Genomic DNA, 21,170 nt, shown 5'->3' on the forward strand with positions numbered 1-21,170 from the left:
TGGTGACGATTAAAAGCCGTCCATTATAATGATCCGCTGTTCCTTCCGGCCTGATCCTGTTGCCGACCACGCTTCTGCCTGATTTCCAACCATGCCGCCAGCGCGCTCGACAGCCACAATTTGACAACAACATGACCACAGACTATTTGCAGAAAATCCTCACCGCCCGCGTCTACGATGTCGCGGTCGAATCCCCACTTGAATTTGCGCCGACCCTGTCGCAACGCATTGGCAACCCGATTTATTTCAAGCGTGAAGATGTGCAAAGCGTGTTCAGTTTCAAGTTGCGCGGCGCCTACAACAAGATGGCCAGCCTGACCCCGGCCCAGCTCAAGCGCGGCGTGATTTGCGCTTCCGCAGGCAACCATGCGCAAGGGCTGGCGCTGTCGGCGGCCAAGCTCGGCTGCCGCGCCGTGATCGTGATGCCGACCACCACGCCGCAGGTCAAGGTCGATGCGGTCCGGGCGCGCGGCGGCGAAGTCGTGCTGTTCGGTGACTCTTATACCGATGCCTACAACCATGCGCTGACGCTGGAAAAGAAACTCAAGCTGACGTTCGTGCATCCGTTCGACGATCCGCATGTGATCGCCGGCCAGGGCACCATCGGCATGGAAATCCTGCGCCAGCATGCCGGGCCTATCCATGCGATTTTCGTGCCGATCGGCGGCGGTGGCCTGATTGCCGGTGTCGCCGCCTATGTCAAAGCGGTACGGCCCGAGATCAAGATCATCGGCGTGCAAACTACCGATTCCGACGCCATGGCGCGCAGCCTGAAGGCCGGCCGCCGCGTCACGCTGCCGGATGTCGGCCTGTTTGCCGATGGCACCGCAGTCAAGCTGGTGGGCGAAGAAACTTTCCGCCTGGCGCGCATGTATGTGGATGAAGTGATCCTGGTCGATACGGATGCGGTTTGCACCGCCATCAAAGATGTTTTCCAGGATACGCGCAGCATTCTGGAGCCATCCGGAGCGCTGGCGGTGGCTGGCGCCAAAGCCTATGTCGAACGCGCCAAAGGTACCCGCAAGCCGATCAAGGACCAGACCCTGATCACCATTGCGTCCGGCGCCAACATGAATTTCGACCGTTTGCGTTTCGTCGCCGAAATGGCCGATATCGGCCAGTTGCGCGAAGCCGTGTATGCCGTCACCATTCCCGAAGAGCACGGCAGCTTCCGCCGTTTCTGCGAACAGGTCGGGCCGCGCAATGTGACCGAGTTCAACTATCGCATCAGCGATGAAAAAATCGCCCACGTGTTTGTCGGCGTCCAGACTTCGAGCGGTGAAGAAGCCAGCCTGATCGCCAAGAATTTCGAGAAGCACGGTTTCAGCACGCTCGACCTGACCCATGACGAGCTGGCCAAGGTCCATGTGCGGCATCTGGTGGGCGGCAAAAGCCCGTTGGCTAACAACGAATTGCTGTACCGCTTTGAATTCCCGGAGCGTCCGGGTGCGCTGATGCGCTTTTTGAATTCGATGGCGCCGGACTGGAATATCAGCCTGTTCCACTATCGCAGCCAGGGCGGCGACGTCGGCCGCATCCTGGTCGGACTGCAAGTGCCGAAAAAGGAAATGAAAGCTTTCCGCGGATTCCTGGCTGGCCTGGGCTACCGCTATTGGGATGAAAGCAGCAATCCGGTCTATAAATTGTTTCTTGGCTAAAGTTATCAACGTCGTCGACTTCGCTTGCGGTGACTGCCGCCGCAAGCAGGTTCCACCCTGGAATCGGCCTCGAAACACACTTTGATACATCGCATTTAAGGAGTGACATCAGGCCCGTGGTGCTTTTCTGGCAAAATACTGCTTTATCAAGCATAAGCAAAAGCCATGACCACCTCGAATACGCCCGACGCTTCGCCGCTGGGCAAACCCGCCGCCTACCAGACACAATACCAGCCATCGCTACTGTTTCCGATTGCTCGCCTGGGCAAGCGGGAAGAAATCGGCATTAGCGGCACGCTGCCGTTTTTCGGCGTCGATATCTGGAATGCCTACGAGGTATCCTGGCTCAATTTGCGCGGCAAGCCGCAGGTTGCCATCGCCACTTTCACGGTGCCGGCGGATTCACCTAACATCGTCGAATCGAAATCATTCAAGCTGTACCTGAATTCCTTCAACCAGACCAAGCTGGCCGATACCGATGCGTTGTTGCAGCTATTGCGCACAGACCTGTCGGCCGGTTTCGGCGCGCCGGCACATGTCAGCCTGACAACTGCAGATGCCTTCTCCGGACTCAAGCTGCAAGAGCCGCAGGGCTTGTTGCTGGACCGGCTGGATATCGAAGTAAGCGAGTACCAGCCGAATCCGTCGCTATTGAAAAGCGATCCGAACCAGGTTGTTGTAGAAGAAACTTTCATATCCCATTTGCTGAAATCGAATTGCCTGGTCACCGGACAGCCGGACTGGGGCAGCGTGCAGATCCATTATGTCGGCGCCGCCATCGATCAGGAGAGCTTGCTCAAGTACCTGATCAGCTTCCGCGACCATAACGAATTCCACGAACAATGCGTCGAACGCATATTTATGGACCTGATGCGCAACTGTTCGCCTCAAAAGTTGTCTGTATACGCGCGCTATACCCGGCGCGGTGGTCTCGATATCAATCCATGGCGCAGCAATTTCTCCACTTCGCAGCCACCGTTGAATTGGCGCCAGGCAAGGCAATAATTAACAGTTCGCCACAAATCGTGGCAAAAAGACAGCATTTAAATAGCTGAATGACAATTTTTTGGTCAGGAATATTGACGCTCAAAGGATCGGCGTCTACCTTACGACCTCGCTGCAAAGGATTTTTTTCCATATGACAATTTTTTCTCGTTTTACCGCTCTCAAACGCACCGCTTTGCTCTCCTGCATGGCCGCACTTGTCGCCGTAGGCACTCCGGCCCAGGCTCAGGAAACCCCGGACACCACCGGCTGGTTCAGCAAAACTCTCTCACAGACCAAAAACCGGCTCGACAATATTGTCGAAAACGGCGACATGGAAGTGTATCTGTCAGGTTACGCCTATCATGGCCGTCACACCTATACACAAGAGCGCATCGAGGAATTGAATGAAAAGGCCTGGGGCCTGGGTGGCGGGCGCACCATCCGCAATGAATACGGCAATGATGAATCCCTGTACCTGCTTGCGATCCGCGATTCCCATTACAAGCCGCAGGTCATGGCTGGTTATGCCTATGAATGGATCTGGAATGTGCCCAAGACACCGGTCGAAGTCGGCGCCGGCTATACCGCCATGTTGATGAGCCGGCAGGATTATTTCGGCGGCTTTCCGTTTCCGATTGCCTTGCCAGTCGTGTCGCTGGGCGTCAAAGGCGCCAAGTTGATGGGATCCTATGTGCCCCGCCTGTCGCAGAATAAGGGTAATGGCGACGTCTGGCTGATATTTGCGCGCTTTGAAGTTAAGTAAAAACTCAGGTCATCGAGCTAAGACGATGACCTCAAGTTGATGTTGTTGATTGGAATCAAGTCTATAATCCTAGATGGGCGCCATTGATGAGGCTCAGAGGTTCTGAGGCGCATCAATGGACGCCATAGCAAGGGACGCAAAAGCAGAACCTAATAGCACCGTAGCCTGAGTTATGCTGACTTGGGCCAAAATCGGGGGAGACGTTGCAATAACAGCTACAATTGCATTGTTGCGATCAGTAGCCCCAGGGATTGGCCTGTTTTCGATATGCTGCGGCAGTTTTAGTGGTGGCTTGAATGGTTACTTGAATGCCGACCTGAACACTGACTTAGACACAACCACCAGTATTGTGCCGCATACCAATTTGTATTATGACTAATCTTGCAAAAATCCTGCCCGCACAAAATGTGGCGCTGGATCTGGAAGTCTCCAGTAAAAAACGCGCCTTCGAACAAGCCGGTTTACTCTTCGAAAACAATTGCGGGATTGCCCGCTCTACCGTCTCCGACAACTTGTTTGCGCGTGAACGTCTAGGTTCTACCGGCCTTGGCCATGGCGTCGCCGTGCCGCACGGCCGCGTCAAGGGATTGAAAGCGCCGCTGGCCGCCTTTGTGCGCCTGGCCGAACCGATTCCCTTCGAATCACCGGACGGCGAACCGGTCAGCCTGCTGGTGTTTTTGCTGATTCCGGACAACGTCACCCAGCAACATCTGGAAATCCTCTCGGAAATCGCCGAAATGTTTTCCAGCGATGCCTTCCGCACCATTCTGGCCAGCGATCCCGATCCGGCCTCGGTGCACGCCCATATCGTCGCCTGGCAGCCCATGGGCACCGAAAATGCGACATAATTTGGCGTAAGAACCTGTTGGTTCCAAGACAGCGCAAATCGTGCAATCGTGCAATTGTGCTTGGATCGCCCGCGGGCGATCCTGCTTTGCCACCTAACCAAGTCAGACGCCAACCATGCCCGTTTCCACGCCCTTATCGATTCAGCAGCTGTATGACGAAAACCGCGAATCGTTGCAGTTAGGCTGGTTTGCCGGTTTCCCCGGCGGCGAACGCCTGATTTCCGGCGATGCTGCCTCGGCAGCCGACCAGGTCGGCCATCTGAACCTGATCCATCCGGGCCGGATCCAGGTCTTCGGCCACCAGGAAACCGAATACTATCAACGCCTCTCGGCCGCCTCGCGAGTCCATCAGACCGCTGAGCTGGTGGCCGGCGCACCACCCGCCTTCATCATCGCGCAAGGATTGGCGACGCCGCCGAACATTCTTGAAATCTGCGACGAAAAGAATATCCCGCTGTTTTCGACGCCGCTGCCGGCAGCGCAGGTAATCGATTACCTGCGGGTATACCTGTCGAAAAAGCTGGCGCAACGGATCACCATGCATGGCGTGTTCATGGACGTGCTGGGAGTTGGCGTGCTGATTACCGGCGAATCCGGCCTCGGCAAAAGCGAACTGGGGCTGGAACTGATCTCGCGCAGCCACGGCCTGGTGGCCGACGATGCAGTAGAGTTTTCCCGCATTGCGCCGAACATGATCGAGGGACGCTGCCCGCACCTGCTGCAAAATCTGCTGGAAGTACGCGGCCTGGGCCTGCTCGACATCAAGACCATCTTCGGCGAAACCGCGGTACGCCGGAAAATGCGCCTCAAGCTGATCGTGCATCTGGTGCGGCGCGCCACCCTGGAAGAAAATTACGAGCGCTTGCCGCTCGATGCGCACACCCAGGAAGTACTGGGGCTGCCGATCCGCAAAGTCATTATCCCGGTCGCCGCCGGCCGCAATATCGCGGTGCTGCTGGAAGCCGCTGTGCGCAATACCATCCTGCAATTGCGCGGCATCGATACGCTCAAGGATTTCATCGCCCGCCAGCGTATTGCGATGGATAGCGACAGCGATCTTTAAGCTGTCGCGCGGGCACGATGTGCCCCCCTACGTTCTCGATCGGCGTACTTACGGTATCGCGTACTTACGGTATCGCGTACTTACGGTATCATTACGCAATGCGCATAATCCTAATCACCGGCATCTCCGGCTCCGGCAAATCAGTCGCTCTTCGCGTGCTTGAAGACGCCGGTTATTTTTGCGTCGACAATCTGCCGCCGACCTTGCTGCGGGATCTGGTCGTGACGCGCCAGCATGAGGGCGCGCAAATGCTGGCGGTGGCTACCGACGCTCGCAGCGCCGACTCGCTCACCGGCCTGGCGTCGGACATCCAGCAATTGAAAGCGGAAGGACACGACGTTAAAGTGTTCTTCCTGACAGCCCAGACCGAATCCCTGATCGCCCGCTTTTCCGAAACCCGCCGCAGCCATCCGTTATCGCACCGCCTGCTGCCGGGTCAGAATCCGGCCGACCGCCTGACGTTGACCGAATGCATTTTGAATGAACGCGAGATGCTGGTCGAGATCGAGGGCATCGGCCATACGATAGATACCTCCGACGTCAGCGCCAACCGGCTGCGCAGCTGGATCAAGGAACTGGTCGATACCGAACCGGCGCCGCTGACCTTGCTGTTCGAATCGTTTGCATTCAAGCGAGGGGTGCCGCTCGATGCCGACCTGGTGTTCGACGTGCGCATGCTGCCGAATCCTCATTACGACGCCAAGCTGCGTCCACTGACCGGGCGCGATCAGCCCGTCATCGCTTTCCTGGAAGACTTGCCGAAGGTAACCGACCTGCTCGGCGACATCCGCAACTTTGTCGAGAAGTGGCTGCCGGCGTTCAAGGACGACAATCGCAGCTACCTGACGGTGGCGATCGGTTGCACCGGCGGCCAGCATCGCTCGGTGTATATGGTTGAGCAACTGGCGCAATATTTCCAGGTTTCCGAACGTGTGGTGCGACGCCACCGCGAACTGGGCTAGACGAACCGGCTTCCTGGTCCGTGGTTCCGCTCACATTCTTCTTTTATCATGCCTGAAAATAATCACTGGACTCCGCTGTTCCCGCTCAATACCGTACTGTTTCCCGGCGGCGTGCTGCCGCTCAAGGTATTTGAAACCCGTTACCTCGACATGTTGCGCGAATGCATGCGAACCGGGCAGCCATTCGGCGTGGTGCTGATCAAATCAGGGCAAGAGGTTGGCAAGGCGGCTGAACCTGAAAGCGTAGGCTGCCTGACCAGGATTACCGAGTGGGACATGCAGGATCTGGGCGTGATGATGTTGCGCACCGAAGGCAGCCAGCGGTTCCGGATTGTGCAGCAACGGGTGTTGCCCGACCAGCGCCTGGAAGCACAGATAACGCTGATCGAAGCCGACCAGGTAACGCGTCCCGATGAAATGCATCTGCAATGCGCCAGCACTTTGAAGCTGGTGATTGATGACATCGACAAGAAAGGCCGCGCCACGCACGGCGCAAATTTCGCCAGCCCGTTTGCACTGCCGCTGCAATTCGACAATGCGGGCTGGGTCGCCAACCGCTGGTGCGAAATCCTGCCGATTCCTTTGAAAGCGCGCCAGAAACTGCTGGAACTGACGGACGGCCGCGAGCGGCTTGGCATAGTCCATCAGTATCTTCTGCAGCACAACATCATCTAGGCTTCCAGCTCAAGCGAACAAATCGGCTTCGCGAAAGACTTCCAGCAACAATTTCTTGACCGGGGCCGGCAGCGGCGCGTCTGCCAGCTTTTCAGCCGGATACCAAACGTAGTTGGCCTGGGCGACACCTTTCAGTCGTCGCTCAAGCGCAATCTGGAACGGCGATATCTGCAGTTTGAAATGCGTAAAGACATGGGTGAACGGTTGTAGCGGTTCGCATGATGCTACTGCGCCGAACGCTGCGGTGGCGCGACTTAACGTTGCCTCCAAATCCGCTCCTGGCGCAATTTCCGGCAGCGACAGCAAGCCGCCCCAGATACCGCTGTCGGGTCGCTGCTCCAGCAAAACCTGATGCTGATCGACGATCACCAGCATGCCGGTATGTTTTTCAGGAATGGCTTTTTTCGGTTTGGGCACCGGTAGTTGCCCAACCCGGTCGGTAGCCAGCGCGACGCAGCGCTGCGCCAGCGGACAAGTCGCACAGGATGGTTTGCTGCGCGTGCAAAGCGTCGCCCCCAGGTCCATCAAGCCCTGGGTATACGACTCCACACCTTGTTCTGGCAGCAAAGCCACGGCACGCCGCCACATCGCATCTTCAATCGGCTTGGCGCCAGGATAACCATCGATGCCGAACACTCTGGCGAACACGCGTTTGACGTTGCCATCCAAAATCGCGGCCTGCACACCATAAGAAAATGCCGCAATGGCAGCAGCTGTCGAACGACCGATGCCTGGCAGATCTTGCAGCAGTTCAGGATCACGCGGAAATATCCCGCCATGTTCGGCCACCACACGTTGCGCGCAGCGATGCAGATTGCGCGCTCGCGTGTAATAACCCAGGCCGCTCCAATGGGCCATTACCGCCTCGCTTGGCGCTGCAGCCAGGGATTGCACATCCGGGAAGCTTGAAAGGAAACGCTGGTAGTACGGAATCACCGCGGCCACCTGCGTTTGCTGCAGCATGATTTCCGACAGCCAGACGCGATAGGCGTCACGCGTTTGCTGCCACGGCAATGCATGGCGACCGTGTTGCTTCTGCCAGAGAATCACTGCAGCGGAAAAAGATGGATCTGCAAATGTCTGCGCATCTGCTGAGTCGATACTGCTGATACTGCTATTGGTAACTACACGTTTCATCTATACCGCAACTTTCATTGGCGCCAGTTCACTCCCCAGCGCATTCCTCAAATCATTCTCCAACGCCATCAAGGTATTCCTTTGTGCAGTCAGTTCATTCTGCAGCATTTCCACCGACTGGATTTTTTCTTCCAGGCTGTCGATCGCCACATGCACCCGTTCAATCGAATCGGTGCGCTGCTTGAGCTGCGACTTGTGGGCGCGGATCTGTTCCTCCAGCGGTGCCATCACCACCTTGAGCCATGCATCGACGTCGCGGTTGGCCTGCAAGAAGCTCTGCTTCACGCGCGAGGCGATTGAATCGAAGAATTTCTGCATCAACACCACCTGGCTGGTTTTCACCAAGGTGACAGTACCGAACTGGCGATGATAAGCGGTTTCGATCACTTTGATTTCATTGCGATACTTATCCAGCGAGAACGGCATCGGCGTCGACAGGGCCAGCCCGTGTTCGGTCGAGAACTTGCGGTACATGATGGTCATCATTTCCGAAATTTCATCCGTCTTCTGACCCGACAGCATCAGGTTTTCCTGTGCCTTGTCAAAAAACTCTTTCACCGCGTGGCGGAAGCCGGCGGTGAACATGCTGCCTTCCATGGTCTCCCGCGTTTTACGGATTTCCTCTTTCAGCAAGCCCATGCCCAGCGTCGAAAACACGCCTGCCGACAAACGCGCAAACACCATGCGCGTGCCCTGCAATTTCAGCAGGCTTTCGTCGAATTCCTTTTTCTCGATATCGATACGCTTCATCATGTGGCTGATGATGGAAGTATTCTTGCCACGCAAGCTCTTCAATTCCAGCAACTGCTCAACCACGCTGCGGATATGCGCCGACATCAAGGCTTGCTTGGTGACAGTCAGATCATGGATATCACCAATCAATTGAGACCGGATGATGTCGCGCTTGGCCGGGATCAACTCGCGCGACAAAGCATTTTCCAAGGCTGGCAAACGGCTTTTCTTCAGCAGATCCGGCTCGCCGTTGATCTTGCCGACCAAGCCCTTTTGCGCCGATACCGGATACACCTGCGTCTCCGCCAAACCCAACGTATGCGCCACGCTCGATACCTGCCGGCTGATTTGCTGCTCTACCTCGAACGGCGAGCGCAACTCGTCCCACATGCTGTCAATCTTGTTCAACACCACCATGCGGCCGGCGCCGCTGCCGATATGATGGCGCCAGACGTCGATATCGCTTTTGGTGACGCCGGTATCTGCCGCCAGGATGAACAATACTGCGTGGGCGTTGGGAATCAGGTTGAGCGTCAGTTCCGGTTCGGTGCCGATCGCGTTCAAACCCGGCGTATCGATAATCACCAAGCCCTCTTTCAGCAAGGGATGCGGGAAATTGACGATGGCATGGCGCCATTGGGAAATTTCGACGCGCCCCCGCGCATCGATGGCCAGCGCGGCATCCGGGTCGGCCTCGTCGTACAGCCCGTAGAGCTTGGCCTCTTCCACCGGCACCCATTTGGTCAGGCTGACTTGCTTGAATGCTTCCAGCATGCCGTCGGTGGATGAAATATCCAGCGGCAATACGGTCCAGACATGATGCGCGCCCTTGTAGTCGCTGGTCGATTGCGACTCTGCCCGGGTTTCTATCGGCAACAAGCGGATGCAGGACGGGAAAGAAGCGTCATACAGCAACTCGGTCGGACACATGGTGGTGCGACCGGCCGCCGACGGCAAAATGCGTTGGCCGTAATCGGCAAAAAAGATCGCATTGATCAGTTCCGATTTGCCACGCGAAAATTCCGCAACGAAGGCGATCGATAATTTATCGTCGGTCAGGCGCGCCAAGGCCCGGCTGATGCGCTGCTCGCTGGCGACATCCGACAGCTTCGAGGCGCTCGCCCAAGTCTGATAACGTCGCAAGGCGCTCGCCACGCCGGTGCGCCACTCGCTGTATTCCTGGAATTTTTGGACTAGATTGCTCACTATCTCTCTCGCCTATCTTCTCTGATTTTCTTTAATATGCATTTCCGACATGCATTTCAGACACGCATTTCACACATATTCATTTCTGACATTTTTTGCAATAAAACGTCGAACGCTGCCCTTGTTTAATCTGCGTAATCAAGGTTCCGCAATTTCTACACGGCAACCCAGCACGATCATAGACGAAATAGCTCTGTTGGAAGTAGCCAGATTGACCATCGGCACCAATAAAATCACGTAAAGTGCTGCCGCCCTTGTCAATTGCCGCCGCTAAAATTATCCGAATGGCATCAACCAGCCGTTCGTAGCGTGCCAGGCTGATGCGATGCGCTGGCGTTTTCGGATTGATGCCGGCGCGGAACAGACTCTCGGAAGCGTATATATTGCCGACCCCGACCACAATGTCGCCGGCCAGCAGCACCTGCTTGATCGGCGCGCTGCGGTTACGCGTCTTTTGATAAAGAATCTGCGCGGAGAAAATATCTTCCAGCGGTTCAAGCCCCAATCCTGCCAGCAGCACGTGCTGCTCCACCGGACCGTCGGTATCGGCGTGCCAGAGTACCGCGCCGAAACGGCGCGGATCGGTCAGCCGCAGCAGCTGCCGGCCAACCACCAGATCGAAATGGTCATGCTTTTGCGGCTCAACGCCAAGCTCCAGGATACGTAGATGCCCGGACATCCCCAGATGGATAATCACGGTGCCGTGATCGAAGCGCAGCAATAGATACTTACCGCGGCGGCCAGTGCTGCGTATCTTGTGGCCGATCAGCAGTTCCGGCAAATCGAGCGGAAACGGCCAACGCAGGCCGCGATGGCGAAAGGTAACGGCAGTCACCGCACGACCGTCGAGATGCGGCGCAACGCCGCGTCGCGTCACTTCAACTTCGGGTAATTCGGGCATGGTTCAGATACGTTCTCGCATGGAAAATTCTTAAATGGCATGGCTAACTCAACTGCAACTCAACTGCAACTCAACTTCCATTCAACCACTTTTTATGTACTTTTTGAAACAAATCCGCAGGCTGCGGCTGCGCATTGCTCTCTGGTTGGGCGTAAAATCAAGATTACCTCTGAAAACCGGTTTTCAGGAAATGACTAAGGACCTGAATGTAATCTTTATTTTTGATTTTCTACATCAGGTCTCTACAAATGCATGCCAAGCCAGGATATTCCCTTGAAAAAAACCCTTGCCATTGTAACGCTCTCCACCTTGCTGTCGGCTTGCGCCGGTGTAACGCCGGGCAACGATGCTACAAATCCTGACGCTGCTACTGGTACTGGTGCCGTTATCACTTCTTCCCCCGCAGTTGCTCCCACGGCCAGTCCCGAGCAGATCACGAGCCGCAAGCTAACGCCCAGAGTGATGCCGGTCAAGCCACCGGAAGAACATCTGCCGGCGGTAGCGTTGACCAAGGAACTCCTGTTCAAGGTACTCAGTTCTGAAATTGCTTTTCAGCGCGGCAACTGGCAATCCGCCTATGTGACACTGCTGGGAGCGGCCCAGCAAACACGCGACCCGCGCCTGGCCCGGCGCGCCGCCGAAATGGCGCTCAGCGCCAAACAAGCCAACGAAGCGCTGGTCGCCATCCGCCTGTGGCGTGAGCTGGCCCCCGATTCGGACGAGGCAACCCAGTATTATCTCGGCTTCATCATGCTAAGCAACAATCTGGCAGAGGCCAGGCCAATTCTTGAAAAGCGCCTGCAAAACGCACCGCCGCAAGCACGTGGCGTGATGATGCTGCAGATCCAGCGTTTGCTGGCGCGGGCGCAAGACAAGGCCGCTGCATTTACCTTGCTGGAACAACTGGTCACGCCCTACACCGCGACGTCGGAAGCGCATCTGGCGCTGGCGCAGCAAGCCTTTGGCACGGGAAATAGCATCCGCGCCCAAGAGGAAGCGAGAATTGCACTGAATCTCAAGCCCGATTCTGAATTGGCGATCCTGACCAGCGCGCAAGTCGCGCCGGACAGTAAAGATGTCGAACCCATCCTGACCGATTTCCTCAAGAGATATCCGGGTTCGCGTGAAGTGCGGGTAGCTTATGCGCGTACCCTGATCGACCAGAAGAAGTATGAACAAGCGCGCAGTCAATTTGAAATCCTGCTCAAAAGCGACAAGCAGGATGTGACCACCCTGCTGGCGCTCGGCCTGTTAAATGCGCAGATCGGCGACACCAAGGCTGCTGAACGCTACCTGACCAGTTACGTCGACCAGTTGAGCCAGCATCCGAACGAAGCGCGCGACAGCACCCAGGCCTTGCTGATCCTGGCACAGATTGCCGCCGATCGGAACGACACCGATACCGCGCTGAAATGGCTGGCGCAAGTCGAGCCGGGCGATGCCTACCTGGACGCCCAGTTGCGGCGCGCCCAGCTGCTGTCCAAACGCGGCGACCTGAACGGCGCGCGCCGGGTGCTGGCCGAGATCGACACCAATGGCGAACATGAAAAGGCCCAGGTAACTCAGGTCGAGGCACAATTGCTGCGAGAATCCAAACGTCCGCAAGAAGCGTTCAAAGTCCTGGAGACTGCGCTCAAGACGCAGCCTGATAATCCCGACCTGCTGTACGACTACGCCATGGCGGCCGAAAAGCTGAACAACCTGAGCGCCATGGAAACCGCGCTGCGCAAACTGATCGCGCTGGCGCCGGAGAACCAGCAAGCGTATAACGCGCTCGGCTACTCGCTGGCAGAGCGCAATATCCGCTTGCCGGAAGCGCTGGCGCTGATTCAGAAAGCGCTGGCGCTGGCGCCGCAAGACCCCTTCATTGTCGACAGCATGGGCTGGGTGCAATACCGCATGGGCAATCTGAACGAAGCCGAGTCACGGCTGCGTAGCGCTTACGGCTTGCTGCCCGATCCGGAAATCGGCGTGCACCTGGGTGAAGTCCTGTGGGTTAAGGGCCAAAAAACCGACGCGCAAAAATTGTGGCGTGAAGTGCGCCAGAAAGATCCGCAAAACGACGCGCTGAAAAACACACTGACACGGCTGGGTGCCAGCTTATGATGCAAATCCCGGGCAAGACCATATGGCTGATGCGAGCGCCACTCGGACGCAGCGGCCTGGCAGCGGTTACCTTGGCCGCCGTTGTGCTTAGCGGCTGCAGCACTTTGTCGCCCTCATCCACACCGACCGGCGCAACTACAACAACCACCGCCACCACCGCCGCCGCCGCCGCGCGACAATATCATCAAGCCATCGACGTCAGCGGCCGCCTCTCGATACGTTACCAGCAAAACGGCAAAGACCAGGCGATGCACGGCAGCTTTACCTGGTCGCAAGACAAGCAGGAAACCGTGATCACCCTGCTGTCGCCGCTGGGACAGACCCTGGCCACCATCAATATTGCGGCTGACCAGGCAACACTCAAGCAAAGCGGACAGCCCGTGCGCAGCGCCAGCGATGTCGATGCGCTGACGGTGCAGGCGCTGGGCTGGCCGTTGCCGATTGCCGGCCTGCGCGACTGGCTACAGGGCTTTGGCCAGAGCGCCGCCGGCCAGCGTTTCACAGCAATCCCGCCAGCTGCCGCCGACAGTTTCAGCGTCAAGACCGCCGACAACTGGCTAATCCAATATACCAACTGGCAAGACCTGGGCAGCGGCGCCGAAAGCTATCCGAAGCGGATAGACTTGGCGCGCAATGCCACGCAAGCCGGCGACGTCGCGATCCGCATCGTCATCGACAGCCGCCAGCCACACTAAATACACTGATATCACTGAGTTTGTAATGACACGCACGCTGAACAACTGCCCGGCGCCGGCCAAGCTGAATCTGTTTTTACACGTCACCGGACGCCGCCCGGATGGCTATCATCTGCTGCAAACCGTATTCCAGCTGGTCGATTTCAACGATCTTTTGCATTTCGAAGTGCGCGCCGACGAACAGATCCGCCGCACCACCGCGGTTGCGGGCGTGCCGGAAGAAAACGACCTGATCGTCCGCGCCGCCAGATTGCTGCAAAACGCGATTCGTGAAAAAGCCGGCGAGGCAGGAACTCCCCTTGCAGCATTAGGCGCAAACATCCGCATCGAAAAAAATCTCCCTATGGGCGGCGGACTGGGCGGCGGCTCTTCCGACGCCGCCACCGCGCTGATGGCGCTGAACCATCTCTGGGAAGGCGGCCTGTCGCGTGAAGAATTAATGGTTTTGGGTCTGCAACTGGGCGCCGACGTGCCGTTTTTCCTGTTCGGACGGAATGCATTTGCCGAAGGAATAGGAGAAACCTTACAAATGCTTGACACTCCTGCCCAGTGGTTCGTTATAATTCAGCCCGGCGTAACAATTCCGACTGCATTAATTTTTTCAAGTTCGGAATTGACAAGGTGTACGAAACCCGTCAAAATGACGGACTTTTCGATAGGTACTAAAAAGCTTTTCGGAAAAAACGATTTGGAACCTGTGGCTACCAAGCAGTTCCCGGAAGTTGCCGATGCCATCAAATGGCTCAGTAATTACGGAGATGCCAGAATGACCGGATCCGGCGCCTGTGTCTTTTGTGGCTTTACGCAAGAAAACGAGGCTGAGGAAGTACTGAAACTGGTACCGCGTCACTGGAAAGCATGGAAAACCAAGGCGATGCAGGAACATCCGCTCGCGGGGTTGCTGAAGTAGTAAAGAAGTACAGAATTCGGTTTAGCATCAGATTCAAGCGCAGTGTTGAATAAACACGGCGCGGATTTATGGTAGACAACAAGTTGCGTAGGGGAATCGCCAAGCTGGTTAAGGCACTGGATTTTGATTCCAGCATTCGAAGGTTCGAATCCTTCTTCCCCTGCCATTAAATACGGACAATAATGTCCAGCAGGAAATTTGGTCTTACAGCGGCAGCTACATTACGCCGGGTCACGCAAGACCACATCAGAAATACAAAACTGCACACAGCGAACACATAAGCCGCCAACGCAAGACTGCACCAGTCTGGCATTGTCGGCTTTTCAACTTTTTAACGACAGTATCCAGGGATATCCATGGCAAACGAAAACCTGATGGTTTTTACCGGCAACGCAAACCCGGAACTAGCTATTGGAGTTGCCAAGCAACTCGGTATCCCGCTAGGCAAAGCCAACGTTACTAAATTCTCCGACGGCGAAGTAATGGTCGAGATTAACGAGAACGTACGTGGCAAAGACGTATTCGTGCTGCAATCGACGTGCGCGCCGACCAATGACAACCTGATGGAAATCATGTTGATGGTCGATGCCTTGAAGCGTGCCTCGGCCGGCCGGATTACCGCTGCGATTCCTTATTATGGCTACGCACGGCAAGACCGCCGCCCACGCTCGGCGCGGGTTGCCATCTCCGCCAAGGTTGTCGCCAACATGTTGCAAGAAGCCGGTGTCGAACGTGTCTTGATCATGGATCTGCACGCTGACCAGATTCAAGGCTTCTTCGACATTCCGGTCGACAATATTTACGCATCGCCGATTTTGCTGGGCGACCTGGTTAGCAAGAATTACGACGACCTGCTGGTCGTATCGCCGGACGTCGGCGGCGTGGTTCGCGCCCGTGCACTGGCAAAACGCCTGAATTGCGACCTGGCGATCATCGACAAGCGCCGGCCGAAGGCGAATGTGTCTGAAGTCATGAACATCATCGGTGAAGTCGAAGGCCGTAACTGCGTGATCATGGATGACATGGTCGATACCGCCGGCACCCTGACCAAGGCAGCCGAAGTATTGAAAGAGCGCGGCGCCAAGAAAGTAGTGGCTTACTGTACACATCCGGTGTTGTCCGGCCCGGCCCTTGAGCGCATCGTCAACTCGCCGCTGGATGAGCTGGTAGTTGTCGATACTATCCCGCTGTCGGCAGAAGCCAAGGCGTGCGGCAAGATCCGCCAGTTGTCATGTGCGGAGTTGCTGGCTGAAACGTTCAAGCGCATTACCAAGGGCGATTCGGTCATGTCGCTGTTTGCTGAGTAATTATTTAGCATACTGAATTCGTATTCCCTGTTGGGTCTGCCGCAAGGCGGACCTGGCAGGCTAACAAAACCCTCTGGTCGCGGAGGGTTTTTACCGCCGGACTTCTATCCGGCACACAATGGAGCTTCAAAATGAAAGTAATCGCATTTGTACGCAAAGAGCAGGGGACCGGAGCGAGCCGCCGCCTGCGCAATGCTGGCCAAACCCCAGGTATCGTTTATGGTGGTTCCGAAGCGCCGGTAAATATCTCGCTGGACCACAATGCGCTGTACCACGCGTTGAAAAAAGAAACTTTCCACTCCTCGATCCTCGACCTCGAAATCGACGGTTCGGTACAGAAAGTTCTGCTGCGCGACTTCCAAGTCCACGCATACAAACAACTGGTATTGCACGCTGACTTCCAGCGCGTTGATGCAAAACAAACAATTCACGTTAAAGTGCCTCTGCACTTCATCAATGCAGACGTAGCTCCTGCGGTGAAATTGTCTGGCGCCATCATCAGCCACGTTATCGCTGACCTGGACATCACTTGCTTGCCTGCCGACCTGCCAGAATTCGTCGAAGTCGACCTGACCAACATCGAAGTCGGTCACTCGATCCACTTGGCTGATCTGAAATTGCCTAAGGGCGTGACAGCGGTTTCGCAAGAAAACCTGACTATCGCTACTGCATCGATCCCAGCCGGCAAGGTTGAAGCTGAAGCGCCTGCCGCTGCAGCTGCACCAGCTGCTGAAGCTCCTGCTGCTGACAAGAAGTAATAGCATTCGTATTTGTCAGAGCCAGAGTGGTTTTCTGGTCGAAAAACCCGCCTTCGTGGCGGGTTTTTTATTGTTGCAAAGCTGATTAAGATAAATCGCCGGGCCGGGATTGGACGCTAGCGCGCAATATCCGCGATAATCAGCCAGGTCAAAACCGGCAAGCTCAAAAGCAGCCAGGTCGAAATCGGCAAAACCCAAAAAAGTACAAAGCAAACCTATGTCCATTCGTCTCATCGTCGGCCTCGGTAATCCCGGCCCGGAATACGAGCAAACGCGCCACAATGCCGGCTTCTGGCTGGTCGATAATCTGGCCAACGAGCTCGGCCGCAAACTGGCCAGGGAAGCGCGCTTCAACGCCTTCGTCGCCAAGACCAGCATCGCCGGCCAGGAAGTCTGGCTGCTGGAACCGCAGACTTACATGAATCGCTCCGGTCAATCGGTCGGTGCACTGGCGCGTTTCTACAAGATCGCGGCGGAAGAAATCCTGGTAGTGCATGATGAGCTGGATCTGCCTCCAGGCAGCGCCAAACTGAAAAAAGGCGGCTCTTCGGGCGGACATAATGGTTTAAAAGACATCACTGCCGCCCTTGGCACCCAGGATTACTGGCGCCTGCGGCTGGGTATCGGTCATCCACGCACGTTGAACCTGCAGCAGGTAGTTGCCGATTTTGTACTGCATCGCCCGCGCAAGGATGAACAACCGCTGATCGAAGATGCGATCAGCGACAGCCTGAAAATCATCCCGCAGCTGTGCGAAGGTAAATTCGAGGCTGCGACCATGCAGTTGCATACCGCTAAATAGCCACTAAATAAGTCACTAAAATGCGTCGCTAAAACCCGCCAATACGATTGCCGCCGCTGCATCCGGTAAAATAGCGGGTTAGCTCCAATAATTCACTCTATTTAAAGTCCATATCATGAGTCTCAAATGCGGCATCGTCGGCCTCCCCAACGTCGGCAAATCCACCCTCTTCAATGCCCTGACTAAAGCAGGCATTCCGGCAGAAAACTATCCTTTCTGCACCATCGAGCCGAACGTCGGCATGGTAGAGGTGCCTGATCCGCGCCTGAAGGCGCTGGCCGAGATCGTCAAGCCGGAGCGCATCCTGCCGGCGACCGTGGAATTTGTCGATATCGCCGGCCTGGTGGCTGGCGCCTCCAAGGGTGAAGGCCTGGGCAACCAGTTCCTCGCCCACATCCGCGAAACCGACGCCATCGTCAACGTCGTACGCTGCTTTGAGGACGACAACGTGATCCACGTAGCCGGCAAAATCAATCCGCTGGACGATATCGACGTGATCCAGACCGAGCTGGCGCTGGCCGACATGGGCACGGTTGAAAAAGCCATCCATCGCGAAAACAAGAAAGCCCGCTCCGGCGACAAGGATGCCGCCAAACTGGTCGCCCTGCTGGAACGCCTGATGCCGGAACTGGATCAAGCCAAGCCGATACGTGCCTGCGGTCTCGACGCCGAAGAAATGGCCCTGATCAAGCCGCTGTGCCTGATCACCGCCAAGCCGGCCATGTATGTCGCCAATGTTTCCGACCACGGCTTCACCAACAATCCCCTGCTGGATCAGTTGACTGCCTACGCGGCTTCGCAAAATGCGCCTATCGTCGCCATCTGCGCCGCCATCGAATCGGAAATCGCCGATCTGGACGACGCTGACAAGCACGAATTTCTGGCCGACATGGGCATGGAAGAACCTGGCCTGGACCGCCTGATCCGCGCCGCCTTCAAGCTGCTCGGCCTGCAAACCTACTTTACCGCTGGCGTCAAGGAAGTACGGGCATGGACTATCCATGTCGGCGACACCGGACCGCAGGCAGCAGGCGTGATCCACACCGACTTCGAACGCGGCTTCATCCGCGCCCAAACCATCGCCTATGACGATTTCATCAGCCACAAGGGTGAACAAGGCGCCAAGGAAGCCGGCAAGATGCGTGCTGAAGGCAAGGAATATGTGGTCAAGGACGGCGACGTTTTGAATTTCCTGTTTAACGTCTAATACTTTCTCGCCAACGTTTGAAATAACAATAGCCGCTCCATATTTGCCTTAGGCACAGTCTGAATTTGTGTCGATTGATAAGACAATGGAGCGGAAAATATACCTATGGGACTCATATAGATACCAGGCGTGTATCATAGGTAATAGCTCTCAGGCTATGACATTTGGTAGACGGGAATCAGATCGCGCAGTCGCAATTGAATATCACAAAGCAGGGGGAAGACTGATGAGCGGACCGCAACGAACGGATATTTGTCTCTACTGCGCCGGGAAAAAGGGATGATTCCAGCGTGGACTATGTCGGGAATTTTACCGCCAATTCGTCCCGGCGAATTGGGCCACGGCGCAGATCGATCCCCTTATCCGGCGCCACTCTGTGAAGTAATTGAGCAATTTGCCTCGTCCCCCAAGCGTATCGCAATTCTTCAGGGATTTCTCAATTACCGTGCGGCACTCCACAAGCTTGGGCTCGTTTCCGGATTCCAGTGGCTGGATGGAAGCTTTATGGAAAATGTCGAAACACAAGAATTGCGTTCGCCGAATGACATGGATGTCGTCACTTATTTTCACCTTCCAGTTGGCGAAACTCAGATTACCTTGCTTACCAAAGCAGGTAATCTATTAAGCAACAACCATGTTAAGGCCACATATTCAGTCGATGCCTATCCGCATATTCTAGGTGAACCGACTAGCGCAGTGCAAATTCGCCAGATCAGTTACTGGTACAGCATGTGGTCGCATAGGCGCGATGGCACTTGGAAGGGGTTCGTACAGGTTGATCTCGACCCACAAGAAGATGTCGATGCGGGACAAGTTTTAAGTGTGATGCGCGCAGGGGGAACAACGCCATGAGCCACGAACATCTCGCGCTCTCCTCCGAAATCAAGGAATTGGAATCTATTCTAGCTTCAATCCCACAGGAGAATGTGATTGAAAGACTGGCATTTGAGGAGCGACTGGCCTCCGCCCGAACTATTTTCAATAGTCTGTCCAATGATCTGCAGAGAAAAAAAGCAAACTTGACCTTTCGCGGCCATCCTGTTTTTGGCAGTCACGGTATTGCAGCAGATTTCGGCACCAAAGCTGCTGGAGCCTTTGCGGATGCCTTTGCCGCAGTAGTCGCGGGTTTGAACGAAAGCCTCGGATATATGGGCCCCATTCCAGATAAAGAAAAGAATCAGCTTCTCATCACTGGAACTGCAATCGGCTCGTTCGGATTTGAATTCGAATTACCCAGCCAGCAGGACGATCTATTTCCAGAGCCCTGCAAGATGGAATTGGCCCTAGAAAAGATGCAAGAGCTACTACGCGTGTCCGCTGAGGGGTCGGATGACGAAGTCACTGAATTGGTCGAAGCAATTCACCCTAGAGCAGTGAAGAAAGTTGTAGAGTTTTTGGGATATTTGGCTCAACAGCAGGCTTGGTGTGGTCTAGAGTTCAAGGATCAATTTTTCCGCTATCAAGGTATCGAACAACTGCAGATTTCTGTCGAACGACTACAAGAAGATAACATTCATGAACGAGATGAGGAATACACCGGCGAGTTTCAGGGCATACTTCCGAACAGCCGAACCTTCGAGTTCAAGCTTACCGATCAAAGAGGGATTTTGAAGGGCAACGTCGATATCGCCATTGAAGACCCGGACCTTCTTAACCGCGAGTGGCTCCACAAACCCGTGAACTTGAAGCTGCATGTTATCCAAGTAGGTAAAGGACGGCCACGCTTCACCTTGCCAGAGATGTCGGCAGTCCGCTTACGTGGCACGTAACTGGAACTAAAGAAGACTGCCGGGATCCGCTGGCTGTTCGACGTCGGTCTGCGGTAAGAGCAATGAAAGGGAGCCACACAAGTCTATGTATGTCCTGCACGGCACCAAGAAATTGCTGGATCGTATAAAGGAGCCAATCACTACCTCGGTATTGGCACCGACAACCGCACTTGGCAACTGGTATGCCACGGCATTGTTCTGGAAGCCACAACTCGTGTTGTTCGTCAACGAACGAACGCTCTTGCCCGTGCTGATGCCCTTGGCATCCGCTACCACCACAGCAAAACGATTCCCTTCTCAGTTGGCTACCGTGCTGACAGCTCATGGCGTCGATTCGGCATTTATCGGGCGCGAGGTAGCGGCAATGGCAGAAGTCGGTTTCGCCAAAACAGCCAACCGTAGCGTAGTCGGGATAATGAACGAATTTTCATTTCTGGCGGAAACTTGCAGAGAATATCCCGAATCATCCGATTTAATAATATTGTCGATGCGGCTTGCAGATACGCCGTGCAGCCCGATCAAGTACAACTGCCCGGCGAGGCTCCTAAAGGATGTCGTGGAATATCAGGTTGTTTGAGTTGGTAAATACACAAATGCAACAGACCGGCCACAGCATTCCCGCATCAGTTATTCGCCGATGTTTCGTGCCGGTGACAAACCTTTATTGATTGAGTGGGGAGAAAG

General features: G+C 55.6%; 22 protein-coding genes and 1 tRNA gene. 19 read left to right on the forward strand and 4 right to left on the reverse strand.

All coding sequences use genetic code 11. The features are described 5' to 3' along the window. Nucleotides 1–74 precede the first annotated feature (74 nt). The 7 genes from ilvA to KHU29_RS14465 all read left to right on the forward strand — a co-directional run bounded on the left by ilvA (nt 75) and on the right by KHU29_RS14465 (nt 6,956). Nucleotides 75–1,658, forward strand: coding sequence for a threonine ammonia-lyase, biosynthetic (gene ilvA / locus KHU29_RS14435; protein ID WP_281416132.1), 1,584 nt, complete (start codon nt 75–77; stop codon nt 1,656–1,658). A gap of 165 nt (nt 1,659–1,823) precedes the next feature. Continuing rightward, nucleotides 1,824–2,663 (forward strand): NADPH-dependent 7-cyano-7-deazaguanine reductase QueF, encoded by an 840-nt coding sequence (gene queF / locus KHU29_RS14440; protein WP_211453482.1) that lies wholly within the window; start codon nt 1,824–1,826, stop codon nt 2,661–2,663. A gap of 133 nt (nt 2,664–2,796) precedes the next feature. Further along, nucleotides 2,797–3,408: a hypothetical protein gene (locus tag KHU29_RS14445; protein ID WP_211453483.1), complete on the forward strand. Its 612-nt coding sequence runs from the start codon at nt 2,797–2,799 to the stop codon at nt 3,406–3,408. A 371-nt stretch (nt 3,409–3,779) separates the two neighbouring features. Beyond that, nucleotides 3,780–4,256 carry a PTS sugar transporter subunit IIA gene (locus KHU29_RS14450; RefSeq protein WP_092414263.1) on the forward strand — a complete coding sequence of 159 codons (477 nt, stop codon included), beginning with the start codon at nt 3,780–3,782 and terminating at the stop codon, nt 4,254–4,256. Nucleotides 4,257–4,371: 115 nt separating this feature from the next. Further along, nucleotides 4,372–5,319: an HPr(Ser) kinase/phosphatase gene (gene hprK, locus KHU29_RS14455; RefSeq protein WP_211453484.1), complete on the forward strand. Its 948-nt coding sequence runs from the start codon at nt 4,372–4,374 to the stop codon at nt 5,317–5,319. 98 nt (nt 5,320–5,417) lie between these two features. Next, on the forward strand, nt 5,418–6,281 hold the full coding sequence (gene rapZ / locus KHU29_RS14460) for an RNase adapter RapZ (RefSeq protein WP_211453485.1): 864 nt from the start codon (nt 5,418–5,420) through the stop codon (nt 6,279–6,281). Nucleotides 6,282–6,329: 48 nt separating this feature from the next. Beyond that, the gene (locus KHU29_RS14465) at nt 6,330–6,956 is read left to right on the forward strand and encodes an LON peptidase substrate-binding domain-containing protein (RefSeq protein WP_211453486.1); all 627 of its coding nucleotides are present in this window, start codon (nt 6,330–6,332) and stop codon (nt 6,954–6,956) included. A 9-nt stretch (nt 6,957–6,965) separates the two neighbouring features. On the opposite strand, the gene mutY is transcribed toward KHU29_RS14465, so the two are convergent. From mutY to mutM, 3 genes are all read right to left on the reverse strand, one after another. Beyond that, nucleotides 6,966–8,093, reverse strand: coding sequence for an A/G-specific adenine glycosylase (gene mutY / locus KHU29_RS14470; RefSeq protein WP_211453487.1), 1,128 nt, complete (start codon nt 8,091–8,093; stop codon nt 6,966–6,968). Next, nucleotides 8,094–10,031 carry a dynamin family protein gene (locus KHU29_RS14475; RefSeq protein WP_211453488.1) on the reverse strand — a complete coding sequence of 646 codons (1,938 nt, stop codon included), beginning with the start codon at nt 10,029–10,031 and terminating at the stop codon, nt 8,094–8,096. Between the two features lie 79 nt (nt 10,032–10,110). Continuing rightward, nucleotides 10,111–10,932 carry a bifunctional DNA-formamidopyrimidine glycosylase/DNA-(apurinic or apyrimidinic site) lyase gene (gene mutM / locus KHU29_RS14480; RefSeq protein WP_211453489.1) on the reverse strand — a complete coding sequence of 274 codons (822 nt, stop codon included), beginning with the start codon at nt 10,930–10,932 and terminating at the stop codon, nt 10,111–10,113. Nucleotides 10,933–10,971: 39 nt separating this feature from the next. On the opposite strand from mutM, the gene KHU29_RS14485 reads away from it, so the two are divergent. The 7 genes from KHU29_RS14485 to KHU29_RS14515 all read left to right on the forward strand — a co-directional run bounded on the left by KHU29_RS14485 (nt 10,972) and on the right by KHU29_RS14515 (nt 16,708). After that, nucleotides 10,972–11,130, forward strand: a complete 159-nt coding sequence (locus tag KHU29_RS14485; RefSeq protein ID WP_211453490.1) for a hypothetical protein — start codon at nt 10,972–10,974, stop codon at nt 11,128–11,130. Nucleotides 11,131–11,205: 75 nt separating this feature from the next. Further along, entirely contained in the window at nt 11,206–13,038 is a 1,833-nt protein-coding gene (locus KHU29_RS14490; RefSeq protein ID WP_246542057.1) for a tetratricopeptide repeat protein, read from the forward strand. Continuing rightward, nucleotides 13,035–13,733, forward strand: a complete 699-nt coding sequence (gene lolB / locus KHU29_RS14495) for a lipoprotein insertase outer membrane protein LolB (protein ID WP_246542059.1) — start codon at nt 13,035–13,037, stop codon at nt 13,731–13,733. The genes KHU29_RS14490 and lolB overlap by 4 nt, the downstream gene beginning before the upstream one ends. Before the next feature lie 25 nt (nt 13,734–13,758). Further along, the gene (ispE, locus tag KHU29_RS14500; RefSeq protein ID WP_211453492.1) at nt 13,759–14,643 is read left to right on the forward strand and encodes a 4-(cytidine 5'-diphospho)-2-C-methyl-D-erythritol kinase; all 885 of its coding nucleotides are present in this window, start codon (nt 13,759–13,761) and stop codon (nt 14,641–14,643) included. 89 nt (nt 14,644–14,732) lie between these two features. Further along, a tRNA-Gln gene (locus KHU29_RS14505) sits at nt 14,733–14,809 on the forward strand. Between the two features lie 190 nt (nt 14,810–14,999). Continuing rightward, complete coding sequence (locus tag KHU29_RS14510) at nt 15,000–15,950, forward strand: ribose-phosphate pyrophosphokinase (protein WP_038485244.1); 951 nt, start codon at nt 15,000–15,002, stop codon at nt 15,948–15,950. Between the two features lie 131 nt (nt 15,951–16,081). Then, nucleotides 16,082–16,708 (forward strand): 50S ribosomal protein L25/general stress protein Ctc, encoded by a 627-nt coding sequence (locus KHU29_RS14515; RefSeq protein WP_211453493.1) that lies wholly within the window; start codon nt 16,082–16,084, stop codon nt 16,706–16,708. A gap of 15 nt (nt 16,709–16,723) precedes the next feature. Here KHU29_RS14515 and KHU29_RS14520 read toward each other — a convergent pair whose 3' ends face one another. Beyond that, nucleotides 16,724–16,933, reverse strand: a complete 210-nt coding sequence (locus tag KHU29_RS14520) for a hypothetical protein (protein WP_211453494.1) — start codon at nt 16,931–16,933, stop codon at nt 16,724–16,726. Between KHU29_RS14520 and pth the strand changes: the two genes are divergently transcribed. From pth to KHU29_RS14545, 5 genes are all read left to right on the forward strand, one after another. Beyond that, complete coding sequence (gene pth, locus KHU29_RS14525) at nt 16,926–17,510, forward strand: aminoacyl-tRNA hydrolase (RefSeq protein WP_211453495.1); 585 nt, start codon at nt 16,926–16,928, stop codon at nt 17,508–17,510. The genes KHU29_RS14520 and pth overlap by 8 nt on opposite strands. Before the next feature lie 115 nt (nt 17,511–17,625). Beyond that, nucleotides 17,626–18,717 carry a redox-regulated ATPase YchF gene (gene ychF, locus KHU29_RS14530; RefSeq protein WP_211453496.1) on the forward strand — a complete coding sequence of 364 codons (1,092 nt, stop codon included), beginning with the start codon at nt 17,626–17,628 and terminating at the stop codon, nt 18,715–18,717. A gap of 279 nt (nt 18,718–18,996) precedes the next feature. Continuing rightward, a complete protein-coding gene (locus KHU29_RS14535; protein WP_211453497.1) occupies nt 18,997–19,569 on the forward strand; it encodes a DUF6932 family protein in 573 nt (190 codons plus the stop codon). Next, nucleotides 19,566–20,486: a hypothetical protein gene (locus tag KHU29_RS14540; protein ID WP_211453498.1), complete on the forward strand. Its 921-nt coding sequence runs from the start codon at nt 19,566–19,568 to the stop codon at nt 20,484–20,486. Before KHU29_RS14535 ends, KHU29_RS14540 begins: the two co-directional genes overlap by 4 nt. An 85-nt stretch (nt 20,487–20,571) precedes the next feature. Then, nucleotides 20,572–21,063 carry a DUF6933 domain-containing protein gene (locus KHU29_RS14545; RefSeq protein ID WP_211453499.1) on the forward strand — a complete coding sequence of 164 codons (492 nt, stop codon included), beginning with the start codon at nt 20,572–20,574 and terminating at the stop codon, nt 21,061–21,063. Nucleotides 21,064–21,170: the final 107 nt, after the last annotated feature.

Source organism: Collimonas antrihumi, assembly GCF_018304965.1.
Taxonomy (GTDB): domain Bacteria; phylum Pseudomonadota; class Gammaproteobacteria; order Burkholderiales; family Burkholderiaceae_D; genus Collimonas; species Collimonas antrihumi.

Excerpts from the sequence above, each read along its gene's own strand:
- queF (WP_211453482.1), top strand. The coding sequence starts at position 1,824 with ATGACCACCTCGAATACGCCCGACGCTTCGCCGCTGGGCAAACCCGCC.
- KHU29_RS14445 (WP_211453483.1), top strand. The coding sequence starts at position 2,797 with ATGACAATTTTTTCTCGTTTTACCGCTCTCAAACGCACCGCTTTGCTC.
- KHU29_RS14450 (WP_092414263.1), top strand. The coding sequence starts at position 3,780 with ATGACTAATCTTGCAAAAATCCTGCCCGCACAAAATGTGGCGCTGGAT.
- hprK (WP_211453484.1), top strand. The coding sequence starts at position 4,372 with ATGCCCGTTTCCACGCCCTTATCGATTCAGCAGCTGTATGACGAAAAC.
- rapZ (WP_211453485.1), top strand. The coding sequence starts at position 5,418 with ATGCGCATAATCCTAATCACCGGCATCTCCGGCTCCGGCAAATCAGTC.
- KHU29_RS14465 (WP_211453486.1), top strand. The coding sequence starts at position 6,330 with ATGCCTGAAAATAATCACTGGACTCCGCTGTTCCCGCTCAATACCGTA.
- mutY (WP_211453487.1), bottom strand. The coding sequence starts at position 8,093 with ATGAAACGTGTAGTTACCAATAGCAGTATCAGCAGTATCGACTCAGCA.
- mutM (WP_211453489.1), bottom strand. The coding sequence starts at position 10,932 with ATGCCCGAATTACCCGAAGTTGAAGTGACGCGACGCGGCGTTGCGCCG.
- KHU29_RS14485 (WP_211453490.1), top strand. The coding sequence starts at position 10,972 with ATGGCTAACTCAACTGCAACTCAACTGCAACTCAACTTCCATTCAACC.
- lolB (WP_246542059.1), top strand. The coding sequence starts at position 13,035 with ATGATGCAAATCCCGGGCAAGACCATATGGCTGATGCGAGCGCCACTC.
- ispE (WP_211453492.1), top strand. The coding sequence starts at position 13,759 with ATGACACGCACGCTGAACAACTGCCCGGCGCCGGCCAAGCTGAATCTG.
- KHU29_RS14510 (WP_038485244.1), top strand. The coding sequence starts at position 15,000 with ATGGCAAACGAAAACCTGATGGTTTTTACCGGCAACGCAAACCCGGAA.
- KHU29_RS14515 (WP_211453493.1), top strand. The coding sequence starts at position 16,082 with ATGAAAGTAATCGCATTTGTACGCAAAGAGCAGGGGACCGGAGCGAGC.
- pth (WP_211453495.1), top strand. The coding sequence starts at position 16,926 with ATGTCCATTCGTCTCATCGTCGGCCTCGGTAATCCCGGCCCGGAATAC.
- KHU29_RS14520 (WP_211453494.1), bottom strand. The coding sequence starts at position 16,933 with ATGGACATAGGTTTGCTTTGTACTTTTTTGGGTTTTGCCGATTTCGAC.
- ychF (WP_211453496.1), top strand. The coding sequence starts at position 17,626 with ATGAGTCTCAAATGCGGCATCGTCGGCCTCCCCAACGTCGGCAAATCC.
- KHU29_RS14535 (WP_211453497.1), top strand. The coding sequence starts at position 18,997 with ATGATTCCAGCGTGGACTATGTCGGGAATTTTACCGCCAATTCGTCCC.
- KHU29_RS14540 (WP_211453498.1), top strand. The coding sequence starts at position 19,566 with ATGAGCCACGAACATCTCGCGCTCTCCTCCGAAATCAAGGAATTGGAA.
- KHU29_RS14545 (WP_211453499.1), top strand. The coding sequence starts at position 20,572 with ATGTATGTCCTGCACGGCACCAAGAAATTGCTGGATCGTATAAAGGAG.